Source organism: Bradyrhizobium embrapense (genome assembly GCF_001189235.2).
Lineage (GTDB): Bacteria > Pseudomonadota > Alphaproteobacteria > Rhizobiales > Xanthobacteraceae > Bradyrhizobium > Bradyrhizobium embrapense.
Map to the genome: position 1 here is coordinate 427,201 of NZ_LFIP02000005.1, position 23,459 is coordinate 450,659.

Here is a 23,459-nt window from a genome sequence, read left to right on the forward strand (position 1 = left end):
GGAACCCTGCCGTCGGTGCGTCTCTCACGCGCGCGTGCCACTGAGTTGCCCGACGGCGCAAGCCCCGTCGTGAAAAATATTTCGCTTTATCCGAAGTGCGACACAGTGTATGGTCCGCCCGTCTCGCCCGATCGAGGGGCGCTTTGCGGTCGTCACGAACGCGGGTCGAGATGCGGTGGACGCGGTAGTGCGCGACTGACGAGTGCGCACGAAGCGGACGGTGAAGTCGTGTGGTCCTGACGCCCTAATGGCAGGTGTCTCTTCCGATTGCGCAGGTCGTGCGTTGCGAAGACGGTGACAAGCAAGCCAAGTCTCGCCGGGGAGAGCACGAAGTAAGCCGTAGCCCATCGCGCAGGGAAGGCCGGGTTGTTTCCGGTTACACCTGTGGTCCTACCCCCGAGCTTTCTACCCTTTTGCTCGGGGCCCATGGGTGCGATCGGCACTCGGCTTTCCCTGCGCCCTCTGCAAGAGAGGGCGGAACGAACAGCAAAACTCGGACGATTCATGTCGCGAGAATGCGAAGCTATATCCCTACCACAACTGTCATCGTCCGGTTCGACCGGGCGATCCAGTACGCCGCGGCCTCTCGGTTCAACAATGACCGTCTCTGGAATACTGGGCGGATTCGCCCGGTCGAGCCGGGCGATGACATCGGCGTATGTGGTGCGGACGGTGGTCAATTCGCAGACAACCCTATCCGCCCCACCGCACGCCCCGGCGTCCGACGCTTCGGGCTACCCATTGCTGGTCCGATCTTCTATGGTGAACCATTCGGTTCGCATGCGGCGAACTCGATAATTCCATGATATCAAAGGCTTAAGGCTCGGATCGAAGCCTTTGGAGGGCGGTTTGACGCGGTATATTTCGACCAGGGGTGAGGCCCCGGTGCTTGGCTTCTGCGATGTGATGCTGACCGGGCTTGCCCGCGACGGCGGGCTCTACGTGCCCGAGACCTGGCCGCAACTCTCGCGCGAGACCATCGCAGCCTTCTTCGGCCGGCCCTATTGGGAGGTCGCGGTCGAGATCATCCGGCCGTTCGTCGCCGGCGAGATTTCCGACGCCGAGCTCGGCCGCATGGCGAACGAGGCCTATGCCACCTTCCGCCATCCCGCCGTGGTGCCGCTCGATCAGGCCGGGCCGAACCAGTTCCTGCTCGAGCTGTTCCACGGGCCGACCCTGGCGTTCAAGGACGTCGCGATGCAGCTGATCTCGCGGCTGATGGATCACGTGCTGGCCAAGCGCGCGCAGCGCACCACCATCGTGGTCGCGACCTCGGGCGATACCGGCGGCGCAGCGGTCGAGGCGTTTGCCAATCTCGACAATGTCGACCTCGTGGTGCTGTTCCCGAACGGGCGCATCTCCGAAGTGCAGCGCCGCATGATGACGACGACCGGCGCTGCCAACGTCCATGCGCTCGCGATCGAAGGCACGTTCGACGATTGCCAGGCGCTGGTGAAGGAGATGTTCAACAACCATCGCTTCCGCGACCAGGTGGCGCTGTCGGGCGTCAACTCGATCAACTGGGCGCGCATCGTGGCGCAGGTGGTCTATTATTTCACCTCGGCGGTTGCGCTCGGCGCACCGCAGCGGACGGTGGACTTCACAGTGCCGACCGGCAATTTCGGCGACATCTTCGCGGGCTATGTGGCCAAGCGCATGGGGCTGCCGATCCGCTGGCTGCGGATTGCCGCCAACGTCAACGACATCCTGCCGCGCACGCTGAAGACCGGCAATTACGAGGTGCGCGAGGTGCACGCCACGGCCTCCCCGTCGATGGACATCCAGGTGTCCTCGAATTTCGAGCGGCTGCTGTTCGAGGCCAGCGGCCGCGACGCCGATCAGGTTCGCCGCCTGATGGCTTCGCTGAAACAGTCCGGCCGCTTCGTGCTGCCGGATGCGACGCTGGCCGCGGTGCGCCGTGATTTCGATGCCGGCCGCGCCGACGAAACCGAGACGGCGGCGGCGATCCGCGCCGCCTGGCGCGAAGCCGGCGATCTCGTCGATCCGCACACCGCGGTGGCGCTCGCGGTCGCCGACCGCGACACCTCGGATTCAAGGATCCCGAACATCGTGCTGTCGACCGCGCATGCCGCCAAATTCCCCGATGCGGTCGAGGCCGCCTGCGGCGTGCGTCCGCAGCTGCCGGCCTGGCTCGGAAGCCTGATGACGAAATCCGAACACATCACGGTCATGAAGAATGATGCCGCCGAGGTTGAGCGCTTCGTGCTGTTGGTCAGCCGTGCCGCCAAGCAGGGAGTTGCCTGATGAGCGTTGAAATCACCAAGCTGCCGAGCGGACTGACCATCGTCACCGACACCATGCCGCATCTGGAGACCGCGGCGCTCGGGGTCTGGGCCGGCGTCGGCGGGCGCGACGAGAAGCCGAACGAGCACGGCATCTCGCATCTCCTCGAGCACATGGCGTTCAAGGGCACCGCGCGGCGCTCCTCGCGCGAGATCGTCGAGGAGATCGAGGCGGTCGGCGGCGACCTCAATGCCGGGACCTCGACCGAGACCACGGCCTATTACGCGCGGGTGATGAAGGCGGACGTGCCGCTGGCGCTCGACGTGCTGTCCGACATCCTCGCCAATCCGTCCTTCGTGCCGGACGAGCTGGAGCGCGAGAAGAGCGTCATCGTGCAGGAGATCGGTGCAGCGCAGGATACCCCCGACGATGTCGTGTTCGAGCATCTCAACGAGCTCTGCTATCCGGACCAGCCGATGGGGCGCTCGCTGCTCGGCACCGCCAAGACGCTGAAGGCCTTCAACCGCGACACGCTGCGCGGCTATCTGTCGACGCATTACCGCGCCCCGGACATGGTGGTCGCCGCCGCCGGCGCCGTCGATCACAAGCGGGTCGTGGAGGACGTTGCCGAGAAATTCGCCAGCTTCGACGCCACGCCGGCGCCGAAGCCGCAGACCGCAATGTTCGGCAAGGGCGGCTCGCGGGTGGTGCATCGCGATCTCGAGCAGGCGCATCTGACCCTGGCGCTCGAGGGCGTGCCGCAGACCGACCTGTCGCTGTTCTCGCTGCAGGTCTTCACCAACACGCTCGGCGGCGGGATGTCGTCGCGGCTGTTCCAGGAGGTGCGCGAGAAGCGCGGGCTGTGCTATTCGATCTACACCTTCCACGCGCCCTATACCGACACCGGCTTTTTCGGCCTCTATACCGGGACCGATCCCGCCGACGCGCCGGAAATGATGGAAGTCATCGTCGACGTCATCAATGACGCGGTGGAAACCCTGACCGAGGCCGAGGTCGCCCGCGCCAAGGCGCAGATGAAGGCCGGCCTGTTGATGGCGCTGGAAAGCTGCTCATCCCGGGCCGAGCAGCTGGCGCGCCATGTGCTAGCCTATGGCAGGCCGCAGACGGTGGAAGAACTGGTGGCACGGATCGACGCGGTCAGCGTCGAATCGAGCCGCGACGCCGCCCGCGCGCTGCTGTCGCGTAGCCGGCCTGCCGTCGTTGCACTCGGCAGCGGAAGAGGTCTGGACACGGCAGTGTCTTTTGCGGAAGGATTGACGAAGTCGAAGGCAAAGACGCTGCTGCACTAGGGAGCCGCAAGGCTCGCGGGCAGGGTGTCACGCCCGAATGGGCGGGGGAGTGTTGGGCCATGGCCCTGTTTCGTTTGCCGTCTGGTGGACCGGCCGCACTGATGCCGCGGGGTCACGGGCTTTTGCTGCGTGCGCCGCAAATGTCGGATTTCCCGCAATGGGCGCAATTGCGCGAGTTCAGCCGCGCCTATCTCACGCCATGGGAGCCGATCTGGCCCTCCGACGACCTGACCCGCGCCGGCTTCCGCCGCCGCTTGCGCCGCTACAGCGAGGATATCGCCGCCGATCGGTCCTATCCGTTCATCATCTTCCGCGAATCGGACGGGGTGATGATCGGCGGTATCACGCTCGCCAATGTCCGTCGCGGCATCGTCCAGGCCGGCACGATCGGCTACTGGGTCGGCCTGCCGCACGCCCATCGCGGCTACATGACGACGGCGCTGCGGGTGCTGCTGCCCTCGCTGTTCGGCGAGCTCAACCTGCATCGCATCGAGGCGGCCTGCATTCCCTCCAATGCGTCGTCGATCCGCGTGCTGGAGAAGTGCGGCTTCACCCGCGAGGGCCTGGCGCGGCGCTATCTCTGCATCAACGGGATCTGGCAGGACCATTTGCTGTTCGGTCTGCTGCACGAGGATTTCCGCGGCTGAATCTTGAGCCTATCGGCCGATGGCGGGCGGCGGCGCCCGGCGCCCTTTAGGCGCCTTGGGTTCGCCGCCATTGGCTTGCTATAACGCCCGCGAAACGGGGAACCGTGTTTGGAGAGTTGAGGATATTGAATGGGTGACAGGGTGATCAGGTTGGCGCTCACGGCGGCGATATCGATCGGTCTCGGTGCCACCCTGCTGCCGGAGGCCGGCTCGGCGCAGTCGCTGAGCGACCGTTTCAAGAGCCTGTTCGGCGGCGGTTCGTCCGATGCGAAGCCGGCGACGCCGGCAGCGCCGCAGCAGCTCAACGACGCCGACGCCCAGCTGACCTGTCCGCCGGTGCAGATCCGCTCCGGCGCGTCGACCTATTCGGTGGCCGTGGATGGCAAGGAGGCGGTCGGCAACGATGTCAAGTTCCTGGCCTCGATCACGCGCACGGCGCGGCAATGCGATCTGAACAGCGGCCAGATCACCGCCAAGATCGGTATCCAGGGGCGGGTGATTGTCGGCCCCTCGGGCGCGCCGCCGACCATCCAGGTGCCGCTGCGCGTCGCCGTGGTGAAGGGCGGCGTCGGCGAGAAGACCATCGCCACCAAGGCCTACACCACCACGGTGCAGATGGACGACAGCGGCAGCGTGCCGTTCAGCCTGGTTGCCGAGGATGTGGTCTATCCGGCGCCGTCGGCCGCGGAGAACGACGACTACATCTTCTATATCGGCTTCGATCCGCAGGCGCTGAAGCCGGAGCCCAAGCCCCGCGCGCCGCGCAAAAAGAAGTAGCGGCGGCGGCCGTGACGGGGCCGGTAGAACAAGAAGCGGCAGGAACAAAGAAAAAGGCCGACGCGATGATCTCGCGCCGGCCTTTTCCGGAAGGAAGTGTGATCGCGTCAGTTCAGCTTGGAGCGGACTTCGGCGATGCCCTTGCCGACGAGGTCGTCGGCAACCGAGCCCTTGACCGACTGCGACAGGATGGTCGAGGCGGCGGTCACGGCGGCGTTGGCCGCGGCGGCGCGCACATCGGCCACGGCCTGCGCCTCGGCCTGGGCGATCTTGCTCTCGGCGGTCTTGGTTCGCCGGGCGACGAAATCTTCCATCTTGGTCTTGGCTTCGGCCGCAATCCGCTCGGCTTCGGCCTTGGCGCTGGAGATGATGTCGGCGGCTTCGCGCTCCGCGCTGGCGCGGCGCGCCTTGTACTCGCCGAGCAGCTTGTTGGCCTCGTCCTTCAGACGGCGGGCGTCATCCAGCTCGGCCTTGATGCGCTCGGCACGATGGTCGAGCGCCGTCAGCAGGGTGCGATGGACGCCGAGATAGCCGAATACGACCAGCAGAAGGACGAAGGCGATCGCAACCCAGGTTTCCGGTTCGTAAAACATCGTCTATCCCTTCAGCGACGCGTCGACGGCGCTGTTGACCGCATTCGCGTCCGGCGTGACGCCGGCAAGTTGCTGGACGATGGCGCCGGCCGCATCCGCCGCGATGCCGCGGACGTTGCTCATGGCGTTGGTCCTCGTCGTTGCGATCTGCTTCTCGGCGTCGGCGAGCTTGGCCGCCAGCTTCTCTTCCAGAGCCTTGCGCTCGGCTTCCGAGGCCGCGTTCAGCTTCTCGCGGGTCTCGTTGCCGATCGCCTGCGCGTTGGCACGCGCATTCGCCAGCTCGGTTTCATAGGCCTTCAGCGCCGCGTCGGACTCGTCCTTCAGCTTCTGCGCCTCGGCCAGATCGCCCTCGATCTTGTTCTGGCGTGCATCGATCGTCCCGCCGACGCGCGGCAGTGCGATACGCGACACGATCAGATAGAGCGCGACAAATGCAATCGCCAGCGACACCAGCTGCGAGGCGAAATTGGAGGAATCGAACGGCGGAAAGGCTCCGCCGTGATGTCCGCCATCGGCCTCGGTGTGGGCGCCGGCTTTCTGGCCTTTTGCCTCGCCATGACTCTCAGCCATGGTGTTCTCCTGTTGCTGTCATGCGCGCCGCCCTTGAGATGACCTTTGGGCGGCGCGAAGGGGTTACCGCGAGAGCGGAACCGGGTTGCCGCGAAAGCGGAACCGGGGTGCCGCTCAGAGCGGAACGAACAGCAGGAGCAGCGCGATCAGCAGCGAGAAGATGCCGAGCGCTTCGGTCACGGCGAAGCCGAAGATCAGGTTGCCGAACTGGCCCTGAGCGGCCGAGGGGTTACGCACCGCAGCGGCGAGGTAGTTGCCGAAGATGATGCCCACGCCGACGCCCGCACCGCCCATGCCGATGCACGCGATGCCCGCGCCGATAAGTTTTGCTGCTGCCGGTTCCATTTGTAGCTCCTTGAGAAAGATAGACAGATTGGTGGGTGGAGATTCCCCGGACCGCTTAGTGTCCCGGATGAATGGCGTCGTTGAGGTAGATGCAGGTCAGGATCGCGAACACGTAGGCCTGCAGGAATGCGACCAGCAGTTCGAGCGCATACAGCGCGATCGTGAGCGCGAGCGGCAGCACGCCGCCGAACCAGCCGAGCGCGCCGAGCGAGAAGCCGAGCATCGCGACGAAGCCCGCGAACACCTTCAGCGCGATGTGGCCGGCCAGCATATTGGCGAACAGACGAACGCTGTGCGAGACCGGCCGCAGGAAGAACGACAGGACCTCGATGAACATGACCAGCGGCAGGATGTAGATCGGAACGCCGTGGGGAACGAAGATGCTGAAGAATTTCAGGCCGTTCTTATAGAGGCCGTAGATCAGCACCGTGAAGAACACCAGCAGTGCCAGCGCCGCGGTGACGATCAGGTGGCTCGCGATCGTGAATGTGTAGGGGATCACGCCGACCAGGTTCGAAACGCACAGGAACATGAAGAGCGAGAAGATCAGCGGGAAGAACTTCATGCCTTCCGAGCCGGCCGTGCTGCGAATCGTCGACGCGACGAATTCGTAGGAGATTTCGGCGACCGACTGCAGGCGGCCCGGAACCAGTTCCCGGCCGCTCGCCAGCATCAAGAGCGCGATCAGCAGCACCGCGATGAGCATGAAGAGCGACGAATTGGTGAAGGCGATCGTGTGATTGCCGATGTGGCCGAGCGTGAAGAGGGGCTCGATATTGAACTGGTGGATCGGGTCGATTTTCATCCGCGCGGCTCTTGGTCCACCGGCCATCGTGCCGGTAATCGAATTTCAAATGTCGTGACTTCCCGCCAGCGCTCAGCGCTTGCCCGAGGCCACGCCCGCGGACCTCACCACGTTGACCACGCCGGCAACGAAGCCGAGCAGCGTCAACACGATGAAGCCGAATGGCGACGTCGACAGCAAACGGTCGAATCCCCAGCCAATCGCCGCTCCGACGGCAACGCCCGCGATCAGCTCCGAGGAAAGACGAAAACCGAGCGCCATTGCCGAAGCTCTGGCGGCACTGTCCCCGCTTTCAGTACCGGATTGATCAGTCTTGCTCCTGCGGCTGTCGCGAATTTCTGACAACCGATGATCGAGACTTCCGAGCCTTGCGGAAAGCGCAGCTTCGTCGGGAGGCGATTGATCGCGACTTCCATCTGCGCCGTCGTTGGTGTTCTCAGCCATGCTGCAAACACTAACCGATGCCGCGGATGATGGAAATTGCGCCCGTCCCCGTCAAAAGCCGCGCGGACCATACTTACCGAGTCTAATCAAGTCAAGATTGCGTCGTAACCGCTTATTGCTTTGATTCTGCTGGTTTTATTTGGAGATATTCAAGGTCAGAGTGACGCAGTGTTCGCAGTGCAGCAGCTAGTATGCTGTGAAGCGATGTTGTCTGGCATTTCCCGCTCTGCCGGGATCGCCGAAAGTTCTTATCCTCCTCGTGCAGTCAAGGTTCCGTATGCCACGCCAGATCGATTACTACTTCTCGCTGCAATCACCCTGGGCCTATATCGGTCACAAGCCCTTCGTTCGGCTCGTAAATACTTACGATCTCAAGGTAAATTGCCGGCCCGTGCTGCTGGTCGATCTGTTCTCGGAGACCGGTGGGCTGCCGCTCGCCCAGCGCCATCCGGTGCGACAGCGCTACCGGATGATCGAGTTGCAGCGCTGGCGCGACAAGCGCGGGCTGAATTTTCACCTGCAGCCGGCCAATTGGCCGTTCAATGGGCGGCTTGCCGACGGCGTTGTGATTGCGCTGCTCGAGGCCGGGCTCGATCCCGAGCCATTCTTGCAACGGGCCTATCCTGCGATATGGGAGAATGAGCTCAACCTTGCCGACGCTGCGACGCTGGTGAAGCTCGCCGACGATGCCGGCTTGCCCGGCCGGCAGGTGGTGGAGCGCTCCGCCTCTGATGCGATCAGCGCGGCCTATGAGCAGAATCGCCAAGCTGCATTGGACGCGGGCGTGTTCGGCTCGCCCGGCTATGTGCTCGATGGCGAGGTGTTCTGGGGGCAGGATCGGATCGAATTGCTCGAGGACGCGTTGAAGTCAGGTCGCAAGCCCTATAGCTCTGTGGTTTAGGGGCAGGAATCAGGTTGAGGCGGAGCAAGCCATGCCCATCGCGATGTCGTCCTCGAAATTGTCCATCGCAGTTGTTGCCATCCTGATCTCAAGCGGCGCGGCGCTCGCGCAATCTGCGCCCGATTCCGAGAACGGCCGCTACGCGCTGTCGCCGGCCGGCGATGGCTTCCTGCGGCTCGACACCCGCACCGGTGCGGTCTCGACCTGCACCAATTCCAGCGCCGGCTGGGCCTGTTACATGGTGCCCGACGAGCGGGCGGCGCTGGATGCCGAGATCGGGCGCCTGCAAACCGACAATGACCGGCTCAAAGGCGAGCTCGCCGCGCGCGCGCCATCGGCCAAGACCGACGAGGCGCTGCCGAAATCGGATCAGCTGAAGAAGCCGGAGCCGAAGGTCGCAGAGGGCGAGCGCAAGATCGAGATTCCGCTGCCGAGCGACCGCGACATGGATCGCATGATGTCGTTCGTCGAGCGGGCCTGGCGGCGCCTGATCGAGATGGCCAACCGCGTGCAGCGCGACGTCAATGGCGGCAAGATTTGATTTTGCTTGCGCAATGTCGTCCCGGCCTTCGCCGGGATGACGTGTAGAGAGCCAGATGAATTCATCGAAACAAGTGTCCCGCTCGGCGCTGTCCGCCGTCTCGGCCTCCACCATCGTCAGCTCGCGCCTGACGGTCGAAACGCTTGGCGCAGGCTTCACCGACATCACGCGCGAGGTCGCGAAATTCCTGCGCGACGCGCGCGCCGGCGAGGGTGCGGTGACGCTGTTCATCCGTCACACCTCGGCCTCGCTGACGATCCAGGAGAATGCCGATCCGACGGTGCTGGTCGATCTGATGACGGCGCTCGATCGCGCGGCGCCCGAGGACGGCGGCTGGCGTCACGACACCGAAGGTCCCGACGACATGCCGGCGCACATCAAGACCATGCTGACGGCGACCTCGCTGCAGGTCCCGGTGCTCGACGGCGAGATGGCGCTCGGCACCTGGCAGGGCATCTATCTGATCGAGCATCGTGCCAGAGCGCACCGACGCGAGATCGTGCTGCAATTCATCGGTGCCACGCGCTGACGCGTTCGATTTGACAATCAAAATGATATCGGCCGCGGATCGCTCCGCGGCCGATGCATTTTGATTGCGGTGTCGACGATCAGGTCTTGGTGATGTCGACGTCCTTGGTTTCCGGAATGAACAGCGCGCCGACTACGACGGTGATCGCCGCGAAGATGATCGGATACCAGAGACCGGAGTAGATATCGCCGGTCGAAGCGGTGATCGCGAACGCAGTCGCCGGGAGCAAGCCGCCGAACCAGCCGTTGCCGATGTGATAGGGCAGCGACATCGAGGTGTAGCGGATGCGGGTCGGGAACAGTTCGACCAGCATCGCGGCGATCGGGCCGTAGACCATGGTGACGTAGAGCACCAGGATGAACAGCAGCCCGATGATTGCTGCGACCTGCGGACGGAAGACGTCGAACGGGTTCGACATCTTCACGATGCCGGCGTCACCCGGCTTCGGATAGCCCGCCGCCTGCACCGCGGCGAGGATCGCGGGGTTCGACGTCTTGGCGTCCGTGTACGGCACTTCCTTGTCGTTGACGGTGACCTTCACCGGCGACCCGGCCGGGCCCGGTACGGTGGAGTACTTCACCGACGACTGGGCGAGGAAGGCGCGGGCGGTGTCGCAGGGCGCCGTGAAGACGCGGGTGCCGACCGGGTTGAACAGATCGCCGCAACCGGCGGGATCGGCCACGACCTGCACCTTGACCGTCTCATAGGCCTTCTCCAGCGCCGGGTTGGCGTTGGTCGTGATCATTTTGAAGATCGGGAACAGGGTCAGTGCGCCGATCAGGCAGCCTGCCAGGATGATCGGCTTGCGGCCGATCTTGTCCGACAGCGCGCCGAACACCAGGAAGAAGCCGGTGCCGAGTAGCAGCGCCCAGGCGATCAGGAGGTTGGCGGTGTAGCCGTCGACCTTCAGGATCGATTGCAGGAAGAACAGCGCGTAGAACTGGCCCGTGTACCAGATCACCGCCTGGCCCATGGTGAGGCCGAGCAGTGCGAGGATCACGATCTTGGCGTTGGCCCAGTTCGCGAACGCTTCGGTCAGCGGCGCCTTGGAGGTCTTGCCTTCCTCCTTCATCCGCTGGAACACCGGCGATTCGTTCAGCCGCAGACGGATCCAGACCGAGATGCCGAGCAGCAGCACCGACACCAGGAACGGAATGCGCCAGCCCCAATCGGCGAAGTCCTTCTCGCCGGTGAAGGTGCGGGTGAACAGGATCACGAGCAGCGACAGGAACAGTCCGAGCGTTGCCGTGGTCTGGATGAACGAGGTGTAGTAGCCGCGCTTGCCCTGCGGGGCATGCTCGGCGACGTAGGTCGCCGCACCGCCATACTCACCGCCGAGGGCGAGGCCCTGCAACAGGCGCAGCGAGATCAGGATGATCGGTGCTGCGATGCCGATGGTCTTGGCGCTGGGCAACAGGCCGACGATGAAGGTCGACAGACCCATGATCAGGATCGTGACGAGGAAGGTGTATTTGCGGCCGACGATGTCGCCGACCCGGCCGAACACGATGGCGCCGAACGGGCGCACCAAGAAGCCCGCGGCAAAGGCCAGCAACGCGAAGATGTCACGCGTCGCCGGCGGATAATCGGAGAAGAACTGCGCGCCGATGATGCCGGCCAGCGAACCGTAGAGATAGAAGTCGTACCACTCGAACACGGTGCCGAGCGACGACGCCAGGATGACGAACCGCTCATCCTTTGTCATGCCGGCGGGCCGTGCCGAAGTTGCAGTCATAGTGGACATCTGGATTGCTCCCCCCGAATTATTGTTGCCATGCTCGCCCCCGGCTGGCGGGTTAAGCCCGAACGGGCCTTAGGCTTAAGTCGAGGGTAACATCGCAGTGAAACCCGCCCCAATAAGACTTTTGGCTTTTGCACGCTTGAACCTATCTTGAGAGGCGAGGGCCGGATGGAACGCCCCCGCGTGCGTCTATTGCGGCGCACAAGCTCGGCGGGTTAACTGCGTTGGCATCTGGTATTATCAAGAGCTTGCGTGGTACTGCCGCGCGGGTGACAACCGAACGGCGTGGGCTTCCCGAGGCACGCTTGTGGGACTGAGATGACTGCTGCTGCCAATACTCATCTTGTCATCGCCGACGACCATCCGCTGTTCCGGGATGCGTTGCGTCAGGCGGTGTCCAGCGTCGTGAGTTCAGCCACGATCAGCGAGGCCGGATCGTTCGAGGACCTGACCGCCCTGTTGGAACGCGACTCCGAGGTCGACCTGATCCTGCTCGATTTGAGCATGCCGGGGATCAGCGGTTTCTCCGGCCTGATCTATCTGCGGGCGCAATATCCGGCGATTCCGGTGGTCATCGTGTCCGCCAGCGACGATGCCGGAACCATCCGCCGCTCGCTCGATTTCGGCGCCTCCGGTTTTATCCCCAAGCGCTTCGGCGTCGACACCCTGCGTGACGCCATCATGAAGGTGATGGAGGGCGACGTCTGGGTTCCGCCGGACACCGATCTGTCGGCGGCCGGCGATCCCGACATGACGCGGCTGCGCGACCGTCTGGTGACGCTGACCCCGCAGCAGGTGCGGGTGCTGATGATGCTGTCCGAGGGGTTGCTCAACAAGCAGATCGCCTACGAGCTCGGCGTCTCCGAAGCGACCATCAAGGCTCATGTTTCGGCCATCCTGCAGAAGCTCGGCGTCGAAAGCCGGACGCAAGCCGTGATCGCCGCCGCCAAGATCGCCGGCGGCCAATGGCGGCAGGGCACGCCTTCGACGTAATCCCTGCCAACTCGGCGGCATTGCGAGCCGACGGGTGACATGAACCGCGGGCGGCCGCGACGCCATCTAGTTCCCCTGTTGAGTGTGCATCGGTCGAAAACCGGGTATTCTGCCCGGCATCGGCCCGTGAGAGGCCGTGTGCTTTTGGGGAGAACGCCATGACCTCTGTAACCCGCGCCGCCGGATTGTCTCTAGCGACAGCAATCCTGCTCGGTGCCGGCTCTTTCACCTGCGCTCTGGCCAGGCCGCTGATGATCGTCGGCCTCGACGAGAAGCTGTTGTGGGACGACGATGGCAAGCCGGTGCTGTCAGCGCCCGGCAAGGATCAGGTGCTGATCGTCGATCTCGCCGATCCCGAGAACCCGAAGATTGCGGCTGCTCTCCCATTGAAGAACTCGGTGGTCGGCCCCCCGGTCAACGTCGCTATCGATCCGACCGGAACAGTGGCGCTGGTCGCGGATTCCGTGGACGTGGTGAAGGAAGGCGACGCTCTGAAGCAGGTGCCGGACAACAAGATCTATGTGATCGATCTCAAGGCGACCCCGCCCAAGCTGGCAGCGACCATTGTGGGCGGAAAGCAGCCATCGGGGTTGAGCTTCAGTCCCGACGGCAAGATGGCGTTGGTCGCCAACCGCGGCGACAATTCGATCAGCGTATTGTCGGTCGACGGCACTGACGTCAAGGTCACCGACACGATACCGATGCCTGACAGTGTCGCGCATGTCGCGTTCGCGCCAGACGGCAAGCACGCACTGGCCGTGCGTTTTCCCGCGCACAAGATATCGGTGCTCGACGTCGCCGGAGACAAGATCACCTACAACAAGATGGACCTGCCGGCCGGCCAGTGGCCTTACAACGTCGCAGTGACCCCGAACAGCAAGATCGCGTTGACGTCGGACAATGGCAATGCAGGTGCGTCGGACGGCAGCGTCGACACGACCAGCGTCATCGACCTCGAAGCGAAGCCGCCGCGCATCATCGACCGCGTGGTGGTCGGCGATGGACCGGAGGGGCTTGCCGTCAGTCCGAAGGGGGACCTCGCAGTCGCAGTGATCCTGCGCGGCTCGAACATGAAGAATGCGTTCTTCTATGAAAAGAACGGCAGCGTCTCGGTCCTGAAGATCGACGGCAAGAAAGTGATCAAGACCGGAGATATCGAAGTCGGCGGCCTGCCTGAGGCAGCCGTCTTCACGCCTGACGGAAAATACATCCTGGTCGGGAACTACCTCAGCCAGGACTTCTCGATCCTCAAGGTCGACGGAACAAACGTCACCGACACCGGCAAGCACTTTCAGGTGCCGGGGCACCCGGCGTCGGCCCGAATGGGGCCGAACTGAACCGACGCTTGATGATCTTGCGATGCAATCTCGTCGCATCATCTAAAGCGGGATGAGTTTTGGTTAAATCGGCTTGCCGCGGTCTCGGTTCACCTCTCCCCAAGGGAGAGGTGAACCTCCGATGCCGATCCAGCTTGACCTAATCTCATCGCGCTCCAGCGCGAGATGCGCGCCCGGATTGCATCGCTGCCACTACTCCGCCGCCACCATCTGCTGCGTGCGCCACTGCCCGAGCAGGGCGCGCAGCGAGGCCGGTTTGACCGGCTTGTTCAGCACCGCGATGTTTTCCTCGCGCGCGGCCAAACGCACGGCGGGGCTGCGGTCGGCGGTGATCAGGATCGCCGGAATGCCGTCGCCGAAGCGGCGGCGGATCTCGCGGATCGCGGCGACGCCGTTGCCGCGGTCGAGATGATAATCGACCAGCACGCCGGTGACGCGGCCGCCGGCGGCCTCGATTGCGCTGATCGCGCCATCGGCATCGAGCACCGCGATCACCTCGGCGTCCCACGCCGTCAGCAGCGTCTTCATGCCGTCGAGGATCGCTGGGTCGTTCTCGATGCAGACGATCAGCGAGCCGCTCATCGGCGTCTTCGACAGCGGCGTCGCCGTCGTGACGGCGGCGGTATGGTTGACGGCGGTTGCGACCGGCACGGTGACCGAGAATGCCGAGCCGCCGCTCACATTGGCGGAGATCGCGATGCGGTGGTTGAGCACGCGCGCCAGCCGTTCGACGATCGACAGGCCAAGACCAAGGCCGCGGGCGATCCGGGCGCCCTGTTCGAGGCGATGGAATTCCTTGAAGATCTCGCCGCGCTTCTGCACGGGGATGCCGACGCCGGTGTCGTAGATGCTGATCTGCAGCGCGTCGCCGCGGCGGCGGCAGCCGACCAGTACGCGGCCGCGCGGGGTATATTTGATCGCGTTCGAGATGAAGTTCTGCAACAGCCGGCGCAGCAGCGAGCGGTCGGATTCGACCGGCAGCGAGCAGGCCACGAAGCGCAGATCGAGGCCCTTGTCGCGCGCGATCGGCATGAACTCGATCTCCAGCGAGCGCATCAGATCGGCCATCCGGAAGCTCGTGATCGCCGGCGTCATGGCACCGGCGTCGAGCCTGGAGATATCGAGCAATGCGCCCAGGATGTCCTCGATCGCCTCGAGCGAGTCGTCGATGTTCTCGACCAGGCGCGAATCCTCGCCGCCGTTCTGGCGTTCGACCAGGCTCGTGACGTAGAGCCGTGCCGCGTTGAGCGGTTGCAGGATGTCGTGGCTGGCCGCCGCAAGGAAGCGGGTCTTGGAGGCGTTGGCGTCTTCCGCGATGCCCTTGGCGAGCGCGAGTTCCGAGTTCAGTCGCGTCAGCTCCTCGGTACGGTCGCGCACGCGCTTTTCCAGCGTGGCATTGGCGCGCTCCAGCGCCTCCGCGGCCTCGAAGCTCGGCGTGACGTCGGAGAAGGTGATGACGAGCCCGCCGCCCGGCATGCGGTTGGCGCGGACCTCGATTACCAGATGGCGGTCGGTGAAGCGTTCCAGATAGGGCTCGCCCTCGGTGGTGTAGGCGCGCAGCCGCAGTTGCAGCAGGTTGTCGCTGTCGCCGGCCTGCGGCGGACTGATCGCGCCCATGAACTCGAGGATCTCGGGCAAGGGGATGCCGAGTTGCACCAGATGCGGCGGCAGCGCGAGCAGCTCGGAGAACTGGCGGTTGGAGCAGATCAGCTGCAGGTCGGCGTCGAACACCGCGATGCCCTGGCGCACGTGATTGAGCGCGGTCTGCAAGATCTCGCGGTTGAAATGCAGCGCGGCGTGCGAATCGTCGAGTAGCTTCAGCGCGGCCTTGGCCGACACTGTCCGCCGTTGCAGCAGCAGCGACATTACGAGGCGCGAGGACGCAGCCCCGATCGAGGAGGCGATCAGCCGCTCGGCGTGTTGCAGCAGCTCGAAATCGGCCGGCGCCGATGCCTGCAGCACGATGTTGCGGTCGACCGCGAACGCGGCGAACGCCTCGCGGGTGCGGTCGGGGCCGAGATATTGCTTCACCGTGCCCTCGATGTCCTGCACCGTCACCGTGGTGCGCCAGCGCCGGAAGCTCGGCGCGATCGGGGCCAGCGCGTTGGGCACGAACACATCGGCCTGCAACAACTCGATCGCGGACGGCGCGCGCGCCAGCGAGAACAGCACATAGGTCAGTATGTTGAGTGCGAGGCTCCACAGCACGCCGTGCAGCAGCGGCGGCAGGTCGGCGCCGAACAGCGCCTGCGGCCGCAGCGCCTCGATCCCGAACGGTCCGTGCTGCAGCAGCATCAACCCTGCGGTCGAGGTTTCCAGGAAGCTCGGGATGAACAGCGTGTAGAGCCAGGTCGCGAAGCCGACCAGCATGCCCGCCATGGCGCCGCGTGCGGTGGCTCTCCGCCAGAACAGCCCGCCGAAGAAGGCCGGCGCGAGCTGGGTGATCGCGGCAAAGGACAACAGGCCGATCGCGACCAGCTGGGTGTTGCCGAGCGCGCGGTAATAGAAGTACGCCATCACCATGATGGCGAAGATCGAGAACCGGCGCGCCTTCAGCAGGAAGTCGCCGAAATCCTTCTGGCCGACGCTGATGTCGTCGCTGCGCGGCAGCACCAGCGGCAGCACGATGTCGTTGGAGACCATGATCGACAGCGCGACGCATTCGACGATCACCATCGCGGTTGCCGCCGAAAGTCCGCCGACGAACACGGCAAGGCTGAGCAGCTGCGAATTGCCCTCGATCGGCAGCGCCAGCACGAACATGTCGGCATCGACCGCGCCGAACGGAAAGATGACGAGGCCGGCGATCGCAATCGGAATCACGAAGACATTGATGACGATGAGGTAGAGCGGGAACAGCCATCGCGCCCGGGTGACTTCGCCGGGCGTCGAATTCTCGACCACGCTGACGTGGAACTGGCGCGGCAGCAGCATGACCGCGCAGAACGACAGCAGCGTCATGATCAGGAAATTGCCGATCGACGGCACATACTCGATCGCGCGGACCGCCTCCGGCGTCTTCAGGGCGCGCTCGTAGAGTTCGACGGGGGAGAACATCCAGAAGGTGACGAAGGCACCGGCGGCGATGAAGGCGACCAGCTTGACGATCGACTCGGCGGCGATCGCCAGGATCAGCCCGTGCTGGTGCTCGGTCGCATCGGTGTGGCGGGTGCCGAACAGCACCGCGAACACCGCCATCGCCAGCGTCACCATCAGCGCGATGTCGCCGAGGATCGGGATCTTCGAGAACGCCTGGTCCTCGCTCAAGATGGTTTCCAGCGACGAGGCCATCGCCTTGAGCTGCAGCGCGATGTAGGGCACCGAGCCGATGATCGCGATCAGCGCCACGGTGGCTGCGACTGCCTGGCTCTTGCCGTAGCGCGCGGCGATGAAGTCGGCGATCGAGGTGATGTTCTGCGACTTGGCGAGCGCGATGACGCGGCGGAGCAGCGGCGTGCACAGCCCGATCATCACGATCGGGCCGACATAGATAGCCAGGAAGTCGACGCTGGTGCGGGTGGCGAAGCCGACCGAGCCGAAGAAGGTCCAGGAGGTGCAGTAGATCGCCAGCGACAGCGGATAGATCCACTGGCTGGCACGGCCGCGCGCGTCCGGCGGCGTGCGGTCGCCGCGGCTGGCAATGAAGAACAACAATCCGATGTAGGCGAACGCCGTGGCGATAACGCCCCAGTCGTGCAGCATCCCTGCTCATCTCCTGTCCCGGCCTCTAGGGCATGATCCGGAAAAGCGTGCTCAAACAAAGGGGCCGGGTGTCAGGATTATAACGCAAAGGGCCCGACGCGCGATGCACGGCCGGCCCAAATTCGCCGTTGGAGGCGGATAGGGTTACTCGGCGGCCAGCGGCTTCTGGTGCAGCGGCAGGCTGAGCCGGTCCCAGACCTGGAGCAGGGCCTCGGCCAGCGCGTCGATCAGGCCGTCGTCATGGTAGGGCGAGGGTGTGATGCGCAGCCGCTCGGTGCCCTTGGCGACCGTCGGATAGTTGATCGGCTGGATGTAGATGCCGTGGTCCTCGAGCAGCAGGTCGGAGGCGCGCTTGCACTTCTCGGGATCGCCGACGAACAGCGGCACGATATGGGTGTCGCTCGACATGACAGGCAGGCCGGCGGCGGTCAGGATCGCCTTGGTGCGGGCGGCGCGGTCCTGGTGGCGCTCGCGCTCCCAGTTCGAGGTCTTCAGATGGCGGATCGCGGCGGTCGCGGCCGAGCAGATCGCCGGCGGCAGCGCGGTGGTGAAGATGAAGCCCGGCGCGTAGGAGCGCACCGCGTCGATGATCTCGGCGCGGCCCGCGATGTAGCCGCCGAGACAGCCGAACGCCTTGGCCAGCGTGCCCTCGAGCACGTCGATCCGGTGCATCACGCCATCACGCTCGGCAATGCCGCCGCCGCGCGGCCCGTACATGCCGACCGCATGCACCTCGTCGACATAGGTCATGGCGCCGTATGTCTCGGCGAGATCGCAGATCTTGCCGAGCGGCGCGACGTCGCCGTCCATCGAATAAAGGCTCTCGCAGACGATCAGCTTCGGCCGGTCGGGACCGGCGGCGATCAAAAGCTCTTCGAGATGCGCGACGTCGTTGTGGCGGAAGATCTGGCGCTCGCAGCCGGCCTGGCGCACGCCTTCGATCATCGAATTGTGGTTCAGCGCATCCGACAGGATCAGGCAGTTCGGGATCAGCTTGGCGAGCGTCGAGATGCCGGTCTGGTTCGAGACATAGCCCGAGGTGAACAGCAGCGAGGCTTCCTTGCCGTGGAGATCGGCGAGCTCGGCCTCGAGCTGCACCAGCGGGTGATGGGTGCCCGCGATGTTGCGGGTGCCACCGGCGCCGGTGCCGACCCGGGTCGCGGTCTCGACCATGGCGCCGACCACCTTGGGGTGCTGGCCCATGCCGAGATAGTCGTTGGAGCACCAGATCACGACGTTGCGGCTGCCCGTCGGCGAATGCCAGGTCGCGTGCGGGAAGCGTCCCGCGATCCGTTCGAGGTCGGCGAACACCCGGTAGCGCCGCTCGTCATGCAGGCGGTTGAGGGCGGTTTGGAAAAACTGGCTGTAATTCATCGGCGAACCCAGAAAGCGGAACCTGACCGGAAAAGCTGCCTCTTCTTAGAGCTTTTCCAGCTCTAATGTCCATGCATTGACCCACATCTGGGCATGCGTCGCAGTTGGGCAAATTGCCCTAGCGGCCGATCAGCAGGCTTGATTTCGGTCAAATTGCCCGGGGTATTACGGCCCGGGCGGGCTCAGGTGGTCTTGAAACGCAGCATCCCGTCGGCGTGCATCTCGGCCGTGAGGCGGCCTTCGACCAGCATATAGTTGACATGGGCGACCAGTTCGCCGGCGGCGAAACCCATCTGGTGCTCGTCCAGCACGTGCTTGTGGAACACGACCGGGACCAGTCCCTTGGAGGTCTGCGGCACCTCGCGGCAGGCGTCGGCGATCAGCCGGCAGCGCTCCTCGTGGTGATCGGCGAGCTGCTTGATCCGGGTCTTCAGCCCGTAGAACGGCACGCCATGTCCCGGCAGCACCATCACGTCATAGGGCAGGGTGGTGGTCAGGCTGGCCAGCGAGGCCAGGTATTCGCCGAGCGAGTTCTGCTCGGGCTCGACCGCCCAGACGCTGACATTGGGTGAGATCTTGCTCAGCACCTGGTCGGCGGACAGGAACAGCTTGTCGGCGGCGCAATACAGCATCACCTGGTCGAGCGCGTGTCCGCCGCCGGTGATCACCTTGAAGCGCCGCGTGCCGATCACGACCTCGTCGCCGTGGGTGAGGCGGTGGTAGGACGGCGGCAGCACCGACACGCGCTTCAGGTAATCCTGGCCGCGGCCGAGCAGCTTCTCGGTCAGGTCCTCGTCCATGCCGTGACGGCGGAAGAACAGCCGCTGCGCGTTGCGCCGTTCTTCGGTGCCGCGGTTCTGGTGATAGACCGATTGCAGATATTCCACCTGCGACATGAACAGCGGGCAGTCGAACCGCTCGGTGATCCAGCCGGCGAGGCCGACATGGTCGGGGTGCGAATGCGTCACGATCAGCCGCTTGACCTTGACGTGCTTCAGCGGTCCCTCGAACAGCGTGGTCCAGGCCGCGATCGATTCCTCGTTGCCGAAGCCGGCATCGACCATCGTCCAGCCGTCGCCGTCGGCGAGCAGATAGATGTTCACATGGTTGAGGCGGAACGGCAGCTTCAGCCGCGCCCAAAGGACGCCCGGGGCCACCTCCACGACCTGATCGTGGCCGGGATGGTTCTCCCAGGGGTATCGCAATGCCTCCGCCGAGGAGGGAAGGCTGTCGGTCTTCGTATGCATGCTACCGGCTTAGCGGCACATTGCCCGTCGCGCCAGCCGAAAAAGCAGATCGTCGTCCGGAGAATGGGCTCGAACGGCACCCGAATTCCGCAGCCCGGATTGCGCTGGTCGCTTCGCCTTACGCGGCATCGCTTGCGACAGGATCATTCGGCTGGATGCACGCTCCCCACGGGACGGCTGTGTCCGCTCACACCACCCGAAGACTTGGCTTCGTGCGTTCCCGCGCGCTGCGGCTTGCGCCCGAACTTGCGGACCACGGTGTAAAACGCCGGCGTGAACAGCAGGCCGAAGGCGGTCACGCCGAGCATTCCGGCGAACACCGCGGTGCCGAGCGACTGGCGCATCTCCGCGCCGGCGCCTGTTGCGACCACGAGCGGCGCGACGCCGAAGATGAAGGCAAGCGACGTCATCAGGATCGGCCGCAACCTTGTGCGTGCCGCCGTGACGGCAGCTTCAGCCGGGCTTGCACCGGTCTCCTCGGTCTGGCGCGCGAACTCCACGATCAGGATCGCGTTCTTGGCTGCCAAACCAACCAGCACGACAAAGCCGATCTGAGCCAGCACGTCGATCGGCATGCCGCGCCACAGCAGGCCCGTCACGGAGGCGAGCAGGCACATCGGCACGATCATCACGACCGCAAGCGGCAGATTCCAGCTTTCATACTGGGCGGCGAGCACCAGGAACACGAACAGGGCGGCGGCGCCGAACACCAGCAACGATGATGTTCCTGGCAGCTGCTGTTGAAAGGCAAGCTCGGTCCATTCGAAGCCGATGCCGGGCGGCAGAACTTCATGGGCCAACTCCTCCATCCGATGCAGCGCGCTGCCGGTCGCCACGCCGGGCGCCGCGACGCCCATCACCTCGGCCGCTGGGAACAGGTCGTAGCGCGGCACGCGGTAAGCCATGTTCTCGGATTTCATCCGCGCTACGGTGCCGATCGGCACCATCTCGCCTGATGAGTTGCGGGCCTTCAGCCGCGCGACATCCTGCGGGTCCTGCCGGAACGAGCCATCGGCCTGCGCGATCACCTGGTAGGTTCGGCCCAGATAGTTGAAGTCGTTGACATATTGCGAGCCGAGATAGACCTGCAGGGTGTTGAACACATCGGTGGGCGTCAGACCGACTTTCTCGGCGCGCTCGCGGTCGATGTCGGCATAGATCGACGGCGCGCGGGTGCCGAACAGAGTGAAGACCCCCGCGAAGCTCGGATCCTTGTTGGCGGCAGCGACCAGCGTCTGCGCCGCCTTGGCGAGTGCCTCCGAGCCGAGCCCGGCACGATCCTGCAGCATCATCTTGAAGCCGCCGGCATTGCCGATGCCCTGCACCGGCGGCGGCGGGATCGTCAGCACGTAGGCCTCCTGGATCACCGACAGCCGCTTGCGCAAATCGGCGAGCACGCTGGCCGCGGTCACGCCGTCGACCTCATGGTTGTAAAGCGACGGCAGGCCCGAGAAGATCGTTCCGGCGTTGGAGGCGATCGTGAAGGTCGTCGCATCGAGACCCGCAAACGGCGCAACATGCTCCACGCCCGGCGTCGACATAATGATCTCGATCGCTTTCTTCACGACCGCTTCGGTCCGGTCGAGCGTCGCGCCGGGCGGCAGCTGCAACACCGTGATCAGGTAGCCCTGGTCCTGTTCGGGAATGAAGCCGGTCGGCGCCCGTGCGAACTGAAAGCCGGCAAGGCCGATCAGCGCCGCATAGATCACGAGCACGACCCCGGTGATCTGCACCAGCCGGCGCGTCAGGCGTCCATAGCCGGTCGAAAGCCATTCGAAGCCGGTATTGAAGCGGGCAAATCCTGCCTGCAGCAGCCGGGCGATCCACGAGCCCTGCGCCTTGTGGCCGGGCTCATGCGCCTTGAACAGCACAGCGCAGAGGGCGGGGCTCAAGGTCAGCGACACGAAGCAGGAAATCAGGGTGGACGCCGCGATCGTCACGGCGAACTGGCGGAAGAACTGGCCTGTGATACCCGACAGGAACGCCGACGGAACGAACACGGCACACAGCGTCAGGGCGATCGAGATCAAGGCGCCCCCGACTTCCGTCATGGTGACGTGAGCGGCCTCGACCGGGGTCATGCCGCGCTCGAGATTGCGCTCGACATTTTCCACGACGACGATGGCGTCGTCGACCACGATGCCCACCGCGAGCACAAGTCCGAACAGCGAAAGATTGTTCAGCGAGATGCCGAGCAGATACAGAAAGCTGAACGTTCCCACCAGCGAGACCGGGATCGCAATCACCGGAATGATCGCGGCGCGCCAGCTCTGCAGGAACAGGAACACCACACCGACCACGAGCAGGATCGCAACGAAGATCGTCTTGATCACCTCATCGACGGACTTGCCGACGAAGATGGTCGGGTCATAAATGATCTTGTATTCGACGCCCGGCGGGAATTCCTTGCCGAGCTTCTGCATCGCCTCGAGCACTTCCTTATCGACGGCCAGCGAATTGGCGCCTGGCTGGGCGAAGATCAGGAGCGGCAACCCGGGTTGTCGGTCCATGAAGGCGGTCGAGCCGTAATCGGAGGCGCCGATCTCGACCCGCCCAACGTCGCGCAACCGCGTCACGCGACCCTCGCCGTCCGACTTCAGCACGATGGAGGCGAACTGCTCCGGCGTCGAGAGCCGGCCGAGTGTCTGCACGTTGAGCTGATAGGCCTGCTTCGAGGCGACCGGTGGCTGGTTCAGAATTCCGGCCGATACCTGGATGTTCTGGGCGCGCAGTGCGGCCAGCACCTCACTTGCGTTCAGATTGTGGGCCGCCACCTTGTCCGGATCGAGCCAGATGCGCATGGCGTACTCGCGGCCGCCCTGCATCGTCACGTCGCCGACGCCCGGCAACCGCGCCAGCGCATCCTTCACATGCAATGTCGCGTAGTTCGAGATGTAGAGCAGGTCGCGTGAAGAATCCGGCGAATAGAGGTGCACGGCGAGCAGGATGTTCGGGGTCGACTTCCTGACCTGCACGCCGAGCCGCTGCACGTCCTCCGGAAGCCGCGGCAGGGCATCCTGCACCCGGTTCTGCGTCAGCATCTGCGCAACGTTGAGATCGGTGCCGATCCGGAATGTGACCGTTATGGTGAGCTTACCGTCGCCGGTCGCCTGACTGTTCATATAGAGCATGTTCTCGACGCCGTTGATCTCCTGCTCGAGCGGCGTCGCAACGGTGCGCGAGACCACTTCGGCGGAGGCGCCGGGATAGCTTGTGGTGATCTGAACGGTGGGCGGCACGATCTCCGGGTACTGCGCGATCGGCAGAATCGCGAGCGCGCCGAGACCGATCAGCGTCACAAACACGCTGAGGACCGTTGCGAAGATCGGCCGGTCAATGAAGCTGTGGCTCATTTGAAG

At 64.6% G+C, this 23,459-nt stretch carries 19 protein-coding genes; 9 read left to right on the forward strand and 10 right to left on the reverse strand.

What is annotated here, in order from left to right; all coding sequences use genetic code 11:
- The first annotated feature begins 849 nt into the window (after positions 1–849).
- From thrC to AKN83_RS24590, 4 genes are all read left to right on the forward strand, one after another.
- Positions 850–2,265, forward strand: coding sequence for a threonine synthase (thrC, locus tag AKN83_RS24575; protein WP_050403135.1), 1,416 nt, complete (start codon positions 850–852; stop codon positions 2,263–2,265).
- On the forward strand, positions 2,265–3,554 hold the full coding sequence (locus tag AKN83_RS24580; RefSeq protein ID WP_050403120.1) for a M16 family metallopeptidase: 1,290 nt from the start codon (positions 2,265–2,267) through the stop codon (positions 3,552–3,554). The genes thrC and AKN83_RS24580 overlap by 1 nt, the downstream gene beginning before the upstream one ends.
- A 59-nt stretch (positions 3,555–3,613) precedes the next feature.
- A complete protein-coding gene (locus AKN83_RS24585) occupies positions 3,614–4,201 on the forward strand; it encodes a GNAT family N-acetyltransferase (RefSeq protein ID WP_021076543.1) in 588 nt (195 codons plus the stop codon).
- A 129-nt stretch (positions 4,202–4,330) separates the two neighbouring features.
- Positions 4,331–4,978, forward strand: a complete 648-nt coding sequence (locus AKN83_RS24590) for a hypothetical protein (protein WP_050403121.1) — start codon at positions 4,331–4,333, stop codon at positions 4,976–4,978.
- 107 nt (positions 4,979–5,085) lie between these two features.
- Here AKN83_RS24590 and AKN83_RS24595 read toward each other — a convergent pair whose 3' ends face one another.
- The 5 genes from AKN83_RS24595 to AKN83_RS24615 form a co-directional block, all read right to left on the reverse strand.
- The gene (locus AKN83_RS24595; RefSeq protein WP_050403122.1) at positions 5,086–5,571 is read right to left on the reverse strand and encodes a F0F1 ATP synthase subunit B family protein; all 486 of its coding nucleotides are present in this window, start codon (positions 5,569–5,571) and stop codon (positions 5,086–5,088) included.
- Between the two features lie 3 nt (positions 5,572–5,574).
- Positions 5,575–6,141, reverse strand: a complete 567-nt coding sequence (locus AKN83_RS24600) for a F0F1 ATP synthase subunit B (protein WP_050403123.1) — start codon at positions 6,139–6,141, stop codon at positions 5,575–5,577.
- A gap of 114 nt (positions 6,142–6,255) precedes the next feature.
- Positions 6,256–6,486 (reverse strand): F0F1 ATP synthase subunit C, encoded by a 231-nt coding sequence (locus AKN83_RS24605; RefSeq protein ID WP_016847054.1) that lies wholly within the window; start codon positions 6,484–6,486, stop codon positions 6,256–6,258.
- Between the two features lie 55 nt (positions 6,487–6,541).
- Positions 6,542–7,291, reverse strand: coding sequence for a F0F1 ATP synthase subunit A (locus tag AKN83_RS24610; protein ID WP_050403124.1), 750 nt, complete (start codon positions 7,289–7,291; stop codon positions 6,542–6,544).
- A 72-nt stretch (positions 7,292–7,363) separates the two neighbouring features.
- A complete protein-coding gene (locus AKN83_RS24615; protein ID WP_050403125.1) occupies positions 7,364–7,735 on the reverse strand; it encodes an AtpZ/AtpI family protein in 372 nt (123 codons plus the stop codon).
- Between the two features lie 277 nt (positions 7,736–8,012).
- On the opposite strand from AKN83_RS24615, the gene AKN83_RS24620 reads away from it, so the two are divergent.
- The 3 genes from AKN83_RS24620 to AKN83_RS24630 are packed head-to-tail and all read left to right on the forward strand — an operon-like array spanning position 8,013 to position 9,706.
- Complete coding sequence (locus AKN83_RS24620) at positions 8,013–8,636, forward strand: 2-hydroxychromene-2-carboxylate isomerase (protein ID WP_050403126.1); 624 nt, start codon at positions 8,013–8,015, stop codon at positions 8,634–8,636.
- Between the two features lie 31 nt (positions 8,637–8,667).
- Entirely contained in the window at positions 8,668–9,177 is a 510-nt protein-coding gene (locus AKN83_RS24625; protein WP_050403127.1) for a hypothetical protein, read from the forward strand.
- A 55-nt stretch (positions 9,178–9,232) separates the two neighbouring features.
- Positions 9,233–9,706 (forward strand): secondary thiamine-phosphate synthase enzyme YjbQ, encoded by a 474-nt coding sequence (locus AKN83_RS24630; RefSeq protein ID WP_050403128.1) that lies wholly within the window; start codon positions 9,233–9,235, stop codon positions 9,704–9,706.
- Positions 9,707–9,785: 79 nt separating this feature from the next.
- Here AKN83_RS24630 and AKN83_RS24635 read toward each other — a convergent pair whose 3' ends face one another.
- Entirely contained in the window at positions 9,786–11,450 is a 1,665-nt protein-coding gene (locus AKN83_RS24635) for an MFS transporter (RefSeq protein ID WP_063270686.1), read from the reverse strand.
- A gap of 315 nt (positions 11,451–11,765) precedes the next feature.
- On the opposite strand from AKN83_RS24635, the gene AKN83_RS24640 reads away from it, so the two are divergent.
- Positions 11,766–12,440: a response regulator gene (locus AKN83_RS24640; protein WP_050403130.1), complete on the forward strand. Its 675-nt coding sequence runs from the start codon at positions 11,766–11,768 to the stop codon at positions 12,438–12,440.
- A gap of 158 nt (positions 12,441–12,598) precedes the next feature.
- Complete coding sequence (locus AKN83_RS24645; RefSeq protein ID WP_063695502.1) at positions 12,599–13,777, forward strand: YncE family protein; 1,179 nt, start codon at positions 12,599–12,601, stop codon at positions 13,775–13,777.
- Positions 13,778–13,969: 192 nt separating this feature from the next.
- Here AKN83_RS24645 and AKN83_RS24650 read toward each other — a convergent pair whose 3' ends face one another.
- The 4 genes from AKN83_RS24650 to AKN83_RS24665 all read right to left on the reverse strand — a co-directional run bounded on the left by AKN83_RS24650 (position 13,970) and on the right by AKN83_RS24665 (position 23,453).
- Positions 13,970–17,479, reverse strand: coding sequence for a PAS domain-containing hybrid sensor histidine kinase/response regulator (locus tag AKN83_RS24650; RefSeq protein WP_050403349.1), 3,510 nt, complete (start codon positions 17,477–17,479; stop codon positions 13,970–13,972).
- A 144-nt stretch (positions 17,480–17,623) separates the two neighbouring features.
- Positions 17,624–18,853: a 5-aminolevulinate synthase gene (gene hemA, locus AKN83_RS24655; protein ID WP_050403350.1), complete on the reverse strand. Its 1,230-nt coding sequence runs from the start codon at positions 18,851–18,853 to the stop codon at positions 17,624–17,626.
- A gap of 182 nt (positions 18,854–19,035) precedes the next feature.
- Entirely contained in the window at positions 19,036–20,100 is a 1,065-nt protein-coding gene (locus AKN83_RS24660) for an MBL fold metallo-hydrolase (RefSeq protein ID WP_050403351.1), read from the reverse strand.
- A 143-nt stretch (positions 20,101–20,243) separates the two neighbouring features.
- Positions 20,244–23,453, reverse strand: a complete 3,210-nt coding sequence (locus AKN83_RS24665; protein WP_083992197.1) for an efflux RND transporter permease subunit — start codon at positions 23,451–23,453, stop codon at positions 20,244–20,246.
- Positions 23,454–23,459: the final 6 nt, after the last annotated feature.